The organism is Stenotrophomonas sp. 22385, from assembly GCF_052045085.1.
Taxonomy (GTDB): domain Bacteria; phylum Pseudomonadota; class Gammaproteobacteria; order Xanthomonadales; family Xanthomonadaceae; genus Stenotrophomonas.
In genome coordinates, this window is record NZ_JBQEOG010000006.1 from 284,711 (window position 1) to 291,961 (window position 7,251).

Below are 7,251 nucleotides of genomic sequence, written 5' to 3' on the forward strand. Positions count from 1 at the left end.
TAACCAGCTGAACTACCGCTCCACATTTCAAACTTTTTACTGGCGGCGCATGGTGGGTGCTGAGGGTTTCGAACCCCCGACCCTCTCCGTGTAAAGGAGACGCTCTACCGCTGAGCTAAGCACCCCAGCAAGCCGCTTAGTTTACGGCATCCTTCAGGGCTTTGCCAGCCTTGAACGACGGATTCTTCGATGCAGCGATCTTGATGGTGTCGCCGGTCTTCGGGTTGCGGCCGGTACGGGCAGCGCGGTCGCGCACCTGGAACGTACCGAAGCCCACCAGGGTCACCGCATCACCGCCCTTCAGGGCCTTGGTGACGGACGCGATGACGGCATCGACAGCGCGGCTCGACTCGGCCTTGGTCAGGTCCGCGGCTTCGGCAACGGCGTCGATCAATTCGGTCTTGTTCATTCTGTACAGCTCCTTTGGCGGGGATTCCGCATGTTCGACAGTGAAGCATCCGACCCACAACGTGGCCGGACGCCAGTGAAGTTCTCGATTCGCACCCGCCAGCGTCTGCTGGCTTGCGAGTGGTGCTTTTATACCAGCGCACCCCTACCCGCGCAAGCTGAAAAGCCAATAACGACGCGGGTTTCGGGCACTTCCTGCCCGCGCGTCAGTGCTTGACGCGCGTGGTGGAAGCTGTCTTGCCCTTGCCTCGCACTGTGACGCGTTGCCCATCCTTCTTGGGCTTCGGCGCGGTCAGCGGCGTTTCCAGCGCCAGGTCCAGCACTTCCTCAATCCACTTCACCGGAATGATCTTCAGGTCGCGGGTAACGTTGGCCGGGATGTCGGCCAGGTCCTTGCGGTTCTCTTCGGGGATGATCACGGTGGTGATGCCACCGCGCAGCGCCGCCAGCAGTTTTTCCTTCAGGCCACCGATGGCGGTGACCCGCCCACGCAGGGTGATCTCGCCGGTCATGGCTACTTCGGCGCGGATCGGCACCCGGGTCAGCATCGACACCAGCGAGGTCACCATCGCGATGCCGGCGCTGGGGCCATCCTTCGGGGTGGCACCATCGGGTACGTGCACGTGCACATCGTGCTTCTGCAGGAACTCGGCATCGATGCCCAGCCGCTCGGCACGCGAACGCACCACCGACAGCGCGGCCGAGGCCGATTCCTTCATGACGTTGCCCAGCTGCCCGGTCAGGATCAGCGCACCCTTGCCCGGGACGAGGGTGGATTCGATCTGCAGCAGGTCGCCGCCCACTTCGGTCCAGGCCAGGCCGGTGACCAGGCCCACTTCGTTCTGCTCCTCGGCACGGCCGAAGTCGAAGCGGCGCACGCCCAGGTACTTTTCCAGGTTCCTGCCGTTGACCACCACCAGCGCCTTCTTCTTCGCCGCGGCCTTCTTGCCGGCCTTGGCCGGCTTGGCCAGCACGTCCGGACCGCCCAGCGCGATTTCCTTCACCACCTTGCGGCAGATCTTGGCCACTTCACGCTCGAGGTTGCGCACGCCCGATTCACGGGTGTAGTAGCGCACCACGTCCTGGATGGCGTCGGCCTCGATTTCCAGTTCCTCCGGCTTCAGGCCGTTGGCCTTGAGCTGCTTGGGCACCAGGTAGCGCATGGCGATGTTGAGCTTTTCATCCTCGGTGTAGCCGGGGATGCGGATCACTTCCATGCGGTCCAGCAGCGGGCCGGGGATGTTGAGCGAGTTCGAGGTCGCCACGAACATCACTTCGGACAGGTCCAGATCCACTTCCAGGTAGTGATCGTTGAAGGCGTTGTTCTGTTCCGGGTCGAGCACTTCCAGCAGCGCCGAGGACGGATCGCCACGGAAGTCCATCGACATCTTGTCGATCTCATCGAGCACGAACAGCGCGTTCCTGCTTCCCACCTTGTTGAGGTTCTGCACGATCCGGCCCGGCATGGAGCCGACATAGGTGCGACGGTGACCACGGATCTCGGCCTCATCGCGCACGCCGCCCAGGCTCATGCGCACGAACTTGCGGTTGGTGGCCTTGGCGATGGACTGCCCCAGCGAGGTCTTGCCCACGCCGGGCGGGCCGACCAGGCACAGGATCGGGCCCTTCATCTGCTTCACGCGCGACTGTACCGCCAGGTATTCCAGGATGCGGTCCTTGACCTTGTCCAGGCCGAAGTGATCGGCATCCAGCGTGTCCTGGGCCACCTTGAGGTCTTTGCGCACCTTGGTGCGCTTCTTCCACGGCACGCCCAGCAGCCACTCCAGGTAGTTGCGCACCACGGCCGCCTCGGCCGACATCGGCGACATCTGCTTGAGCTTGTTGAGCTCGGCCTTGGCCTTGGTTTCCACCGGCTTGGGCATGCCTGCTTCGGCGACCTTGCGCGCCAGCTCTTCCAGCTCGCCGGGCGCATCGTCGAGATCGCCCAGTTCCTTCTGGATGGCCTTCATCTGCTCGTTGAGGTAGTACTCGCGCTGGCTCTTCTCCATCTGCGACTTGACCCGGCCGCGGATGCGCTTCTCCATCTGCTGCACGTCGATTTCGCCGTCGACGAGGCCGACCAGCATTTCCAGGCGGTCGCCCACCTGCAGGGTTTCCAGCAGGCGCTGTTTGTCGGCCAGGCGCACGCTGATGTGCGCGGCGATGGTGTCAGCCAGGCGTGCCGGCTCATCGATGCCGGCCAGGGTCTGCAGCAGCTCCGGCGGCAGCTTGCGGTTGGTCTTGACGTACTGCTCGAACAGCGACATCAGCGAGCGCGCGATGGCCTCGACCTCGCGCGGTTCGCGCGCGTCGTCCGATTCGATTTCCTCGGCCACGCCGTGCAGCGAGCCATCGCGCTCGGTGACCTGGGTGACGTTGACGCGGGACAGGCCCTCGACCAGCACCTTGATGGTGCCGTCGGGAAGCTTCAGCAACTGCAGCACCTGGGCCAGGGTGCCGACCTGGTAAAGATCGGCGGCGGTGGGATCGTCGGTCTCGGCCGACTTCTGCGCCAACAGCAGGATGCGCTTGTCCGCTTCCATCGCCTGCTCCAGCGCATGCATGGATTTGTCACGGCCGACAAACAGCGGAATGACCATGTGCGGGAACACCACCACGTCGCGCAGCGGCAGTACCGGCAGGTCGAGAGTCTCAGTTGGGGAACGGGCCATGTGGGCTCCAGTTGAGCAGTGGGGATGGCCTCCGGGCAGCGTTGCCCGGATACAAAAAAGCCGATGGCCCCGTTATGGGGCCATCGGCGTCCAGATGCAAGATGCTCTGAAAAACGTCCATCAATTCAATCGCTTGAACCGATTATTCCGCGCCTGCCGCCTTCTGTTCAGGGGCCGGCGGGGTCTGGTAGATCAGGTACGGCTCGGACTTGTGCTCGATCACCGATTCGTCCACGACCACCTTGCTGACGTTTTCCGCCGAGGGCAGGTCGTACATGGTATCCAGCAGCACCGATTCGACGATGGTACGCAGGCCACGGGCACCGGTCTTGCGCTTGAGCGCCTTGCGGGCAATGGCCGACAGCGCGTCCGGGCGGAACTCGAGCTCGACGTGCTCCATCTCGAACAGCTTCTTGAACTGTTTGGTGATGGCATTCTTCGGCTCGGTCAGGATCCTCACCAGGGCTGCTTCATCCAGCTCTTCCAGGGTCGCCACCACCGGCAGGCGGCCGACGAATTCCGGGATGAGGCCGAACTTGATCAGGTCTTCCGGCTCGACTTCGGCCAGCACCTTGCCCACTTCCTGCTTGCGCTCGGAGCTCTTCACCTTGGCACCGAATCCGATGCCGCCGGCGTCGTTGGAACGCGCCTGGATCACCTTGTCCAGACCGGCGAACGCGCCACCGCAGATGAACAGGATGTTCTTGGTGTCCACCTGCAGGAATTCCTGCTGCGGGTGCTTGCGCCCCCCCTGCGGTGGCACGCTGGCGACGGTGCCTTCGATCAGCTTCAGAAGCGCCTGCTGCACGCCTTCACCGGACACGTCGCGGGTGATCGACGGGTTCTCGCTCTTGCGCGAGATCTTGTCGATCTCATCGATGTAGACGATGCCCTGCTGCGCCTTTTCGACGTCGTAATCGCACTTCTGCAGCAGCTTCTGGATGATGTTTTCCACGTCCTCGCCCACGTAACCGGCTTCGGTCAGCGTGGTGGCGTCAGCCATGGTGAACGGCACGTTGAGCAGGCGGGCCAGCGTTTCGGCCAGCAGCGTCTTGCCCGAACCGGTCGGGCCGACCAGCAGGATGTTGGACTTGGCCAGTTCGACTTCGTCGTTCTTCTGGCGGCTCTCGATGCGCTTGTAATGGTTGTACACGGCCACGGCCAGCGTGCGCTTGGCCCGGTTCTGGCCAATCACGTACTGATCCAGGACTTCGAGGATCTCGCGCGGCTTGGGCAGCGAACTGCGCGCCGACTGCGCCTTTTCCTCGAGCTCTTCACGGATGATGTCGTTGCACAGCTCCACGCATTCATCACAGATGAACACGCTCGGCCCAGCAATCAGCTTGCGCACCTCATGCTGGCTCTTCCCGCAGAAGGAGCAGTAGAGGATCTTGCCGGTTTCCGTGGAACGACCTTGGCGGTCTTCGCTCATGCTTCGCTTACCCAGTTACCCCACCCGCTGAACGGGGGTTCGATTCGAGAATAGCACAGGGTCGGGAGGACGCCAGTCCAGCCCGACCCTGCGGAAACAGACCGGTTTCCCGGTCTGGCGGCACATCATGCCGGGGTGATCGACTCTTCCGGACGGCGCTCGAGCACCTGGTCGACCAGGCCATAAGCCACCGCATCGGCCGCGCTCTTGAAGTTGTCGCGCTCGGTATCGCGCGCGATGGTCTCCAGCGACTGCCCGGTGTGCTTGGCCAGCACTTCGTTCAGACGCGAACGCAGGGTCAGGATCTCACGGGCGTGAATGTCGATATCCGTGGCCTGGCCCTGGAAGCCGCCCAGCGGCTGGTGGATCATCACGCGCGAATTGGGCAGGGCGTAACGCTTGCCGGCCGCACCGGACGCAAGCAGCAGCGCGCCCATGGAGGCGGCCTGACCGACGCAGATGGTGCTCACGTCCGGCTTGATGTACTGCATGGTGTCGTAGATCGCCATGCCGGCGGTGACCACGCCACCGGGCGAGTTGATGTAGATGCTGATGTCCTTCTCCGGGTTGTCCGCTTCCAGGAACAGCAGCTGCGCCACCACCACGTTGGCCATGTGATCGTCGATCGGGCCCACGAGGAAGATCAGGCGCTCCTTCAACAGGCGCGAATAGATGTCATAGGCGCGCTCGCCGCGGCTGGTCTGTTCGACCACCATCGGAACCATGTTCAGGGCTGTGGTTCGGTTGTCCATTGTGAGGCACCTATTTGGGGGGGAGCGACCCCGCGCCGGAGGCGCGGGGCGTGAAACGCGAACCGTTTACTGGCGGATCGCGTCCTGGAACGACAGCTGCTGCTCGGTGTGCTGGGCGCGCTCGGCGATCCAGTCGATCACCTGCTCTTCCATCACGCGGTTCTGCAGCCCACTCATCAGCTGGGGGTCGTTGCGGTACATCTCAATGACCTGCTCCGGCTCTTCATAGGTCGAGGCGATCAGGCGCATGGTTTCGTTCAGGCGCTTGGGGTCCAGGCGCAGGTCGTTCCTGCGGGCCACTTCGCCGACCAGCAGGCCGACCAGCACGCGCTTGGCGGCGGCGTCCTTGAAGCCTTCATGGGCATCGGCCGGGATTTCACCCGGGTTGCGGCCGCTGCGGCGGATCTGCTCGACCTGCTGGGCCAGCATGGCGCGGGCTTCATTGTCGACCAGGCGCGGCGGCATTTCGACCGAGGCGTAGGCGGCGATCAGCTGCTCGCCCACTTCGCGACGCAGGCGGTTCATCAGGGCACCCTTGAGCTCGCGCTCCAGGTTGGCGCGGATGTCCTTGCGGAACTGCTCCACGTCACCGCCCTTCACGCCGAAGCTCTTGATGAACTCGGCATCCACCTCCGGCAGCACCGGCGCGGAGACGTCCACCGCTTTGACAGTGACCTTGACCTGCTTGCCAGCCAGCGCAGGCACGCGCCAGTCGGCCGGGAACTCCACGTCCAGGGTCTTCTCTTCACCCTTGGCCAGGCCAACCAGGCCCTGTTCGATCTGCTCGAACATCATGCCCTGGCCCACCACCACGCTGCCCTTTTCGGTGCCTTCGGCAGGCAGGCGCTCGTCGCCAGCCTGCGACCAGGTTTCCAGCGCCACCAGGTCGCCCTCCTGGGCACCCCGGTCCACCGGGCTCCAGCTGCGGCGCTGCTCGCGCAGGTTGGTGATCATCTGATCGATGTCGGCGTCATTGATTTCGGCGGTGTGACGCACGACAGTCAGCTTGCTGACGTCGACGTCGCCGAAGTCCGGCACCAGCTCGACGGTGGCCACGAACGAGAACTCGCCCGCGTCGCCCTTGTCGATGCGCGGCGCGCCGGCAATGCGCAGTTCGTGCTCGCGGATGGCCGCATCGAAGGTTTCACGCAGCAGGCCGTCGACGGCTTCGCTGCGAACCTGCTGGCCGAAGCGCTGCTCGATCACCTTGGCCGGTACCTTGCCCGGGCGGAAGCCCTTGATGCGCGCGGTGCGCGCGATTTCACCCAGGCGGCCGCTGATGTGGGTCTGCAGGCGGTCTTCCGGCAGCGAGAAGGTCAGGCGGCGTTCCAGATTGCCGGTGGATTCGATCGAAGCTTGCATGTTGACTCCTGCCAACCGGTGGCGACGCCCCCGGCACGATGTGATTGGATGAAACGGGTTGAGAACGCGGGTCGTGGACGCGCCTGCCCGCCGCAGCCCTGTAGTTTGGCCGATAACGGCCAGCGCCGCCAGCATGGTGCCGGGAACGTCAATCCGGGGCGTGTTCAGGAGGGCCTCTGCCCGTCAGCTGGTGCGAAAGGGGGGACTCGAACCCCCACGCCTTGCGGCACTGGAACCTAAATCCAGGGCGTCTACCAATTCCGCCACTTTCGCGCTGGTGCGCATTGTACGTGAAGACCGGAAGCAGGTCGCCGGTCGGGACGCGCCATGCGTCTCTGCGGGGTGGCAGTTCGCGCGCAAGAAAAAAGCCACCCGGCGGACCGGATGGCTTCTGTCTTGGTGGGCTGTCAAGGATTCGAACCTTGGACCTATTGATTAAGAGTCAACTGCTCTACCAACTGAGCTAACAGCCCGAAAATCGGGAGGCGAATTATGACGCAATGCCGCACGGGCTTGCAAGCATTTTTTATGAACCCCTGCCGATCAGGCAAGAAAAAAGCCACCCGGCGCACCGGATGGCTTCTGTCTTGGTGGGCTGTCAAGGATTCGAACCTTGGACCTATTG

5 protein-coding genes and 4 tRNA genes (1 of these 9 running past the window's edge) are annotated in these 7,251 nt (G+C 63.7%); all 9 read right to left on the reverse strand.

The annotated features are described in order from the left end of the window. A tRNA-Asp gene (locus tag ACTJI4_RS12925) sits at nt 1–22 on the reverse strand (it extends 155 nt beyond the left edge of the window). A gap of 28 nt (nt 23–50) precedes the next feature. After that, nucleotides 51–125, reverse strand: a tRNA-Val gene (locus tag ACTJI4_RS12930). Between the two features lie 11 nt (nt 126–136). Then, nucleotides 137–409 carry an HU family DNA-binding protein gene (locus ACTJI4_RS12935; protein ID WP_019185801.1) on the reverse strand — a complete coding sequence of 91 codons (273 nt, stop codon included), beginning with the start codon at nt 407–409 and terminating at the stop codon, nt 137–139. A gap of 205 nt (nt 410–614) precedes the next feature. Then, entirely contained in the window at nt 615–3,080 is a 2,466-nt protein-coding gene (lon, locus tag ACTJI4_RS12940; RefSeq protein WP_440869552.1) for an endopeptidase La, read from the reverse strand. 142 nt (nt 3,081–3,222) lie between these two features. After that, complete coding sequence (gene clpX / locus ACTJI4_RS12945) at nt 3,223–4,512, reverse strand: ATP-dependent Clp protease ATP-binding subunit ClpX (RefSeq protein WP_392915034.1); 1,290 nt, start codon at nt 4,510–4,512, stop codon at nt 3,223–3,225. 125 nt (nt 4,513–4,637) lie between these two features. After that, the gene (gene clpP, locus ACTJI4_RS12950; RefSeq protein ID WP_038690153.1) at nt 4,638–5,264 is read right to left on the reverse strand and encodes an ATP-dependent Clp endopeptidase proteolytic subunit ClpP; all 627 of its coding nucleotides are present in this window, start codon (nt 5,262–5,264) and stop codon (nt 4,638–4,640) included. A gap of 66 nt (nt 5,265–5,330) precedes the next feature. Further along, a complete protein-coding gene (gene tig, locus ACTJI4_RS12955; RefSeq protein WP_392915030.1) occupies nt 5,331–6,626 on the reverse strand; it encodes a trigger factor in 1,296 nt (431 codons plus the stop codon). A gap of 188 nt (nt 6,627–6,814) precedes the next feature. Beyond that, a tRNA-Leu gene (locus ACTJI4_RS12960) sits at nt 6,815–6,899 on the reverse strand. Nucleotides 6,900–7,023: 124 nt separating this feature from the next. Further along, nucleotides 7,024–7,099 (reverse strand) — tRNA-Lys (locus ACTJI4_RS12965). Nucleotides 7,100–7,251: the final 152 nt, after the last annotated feature.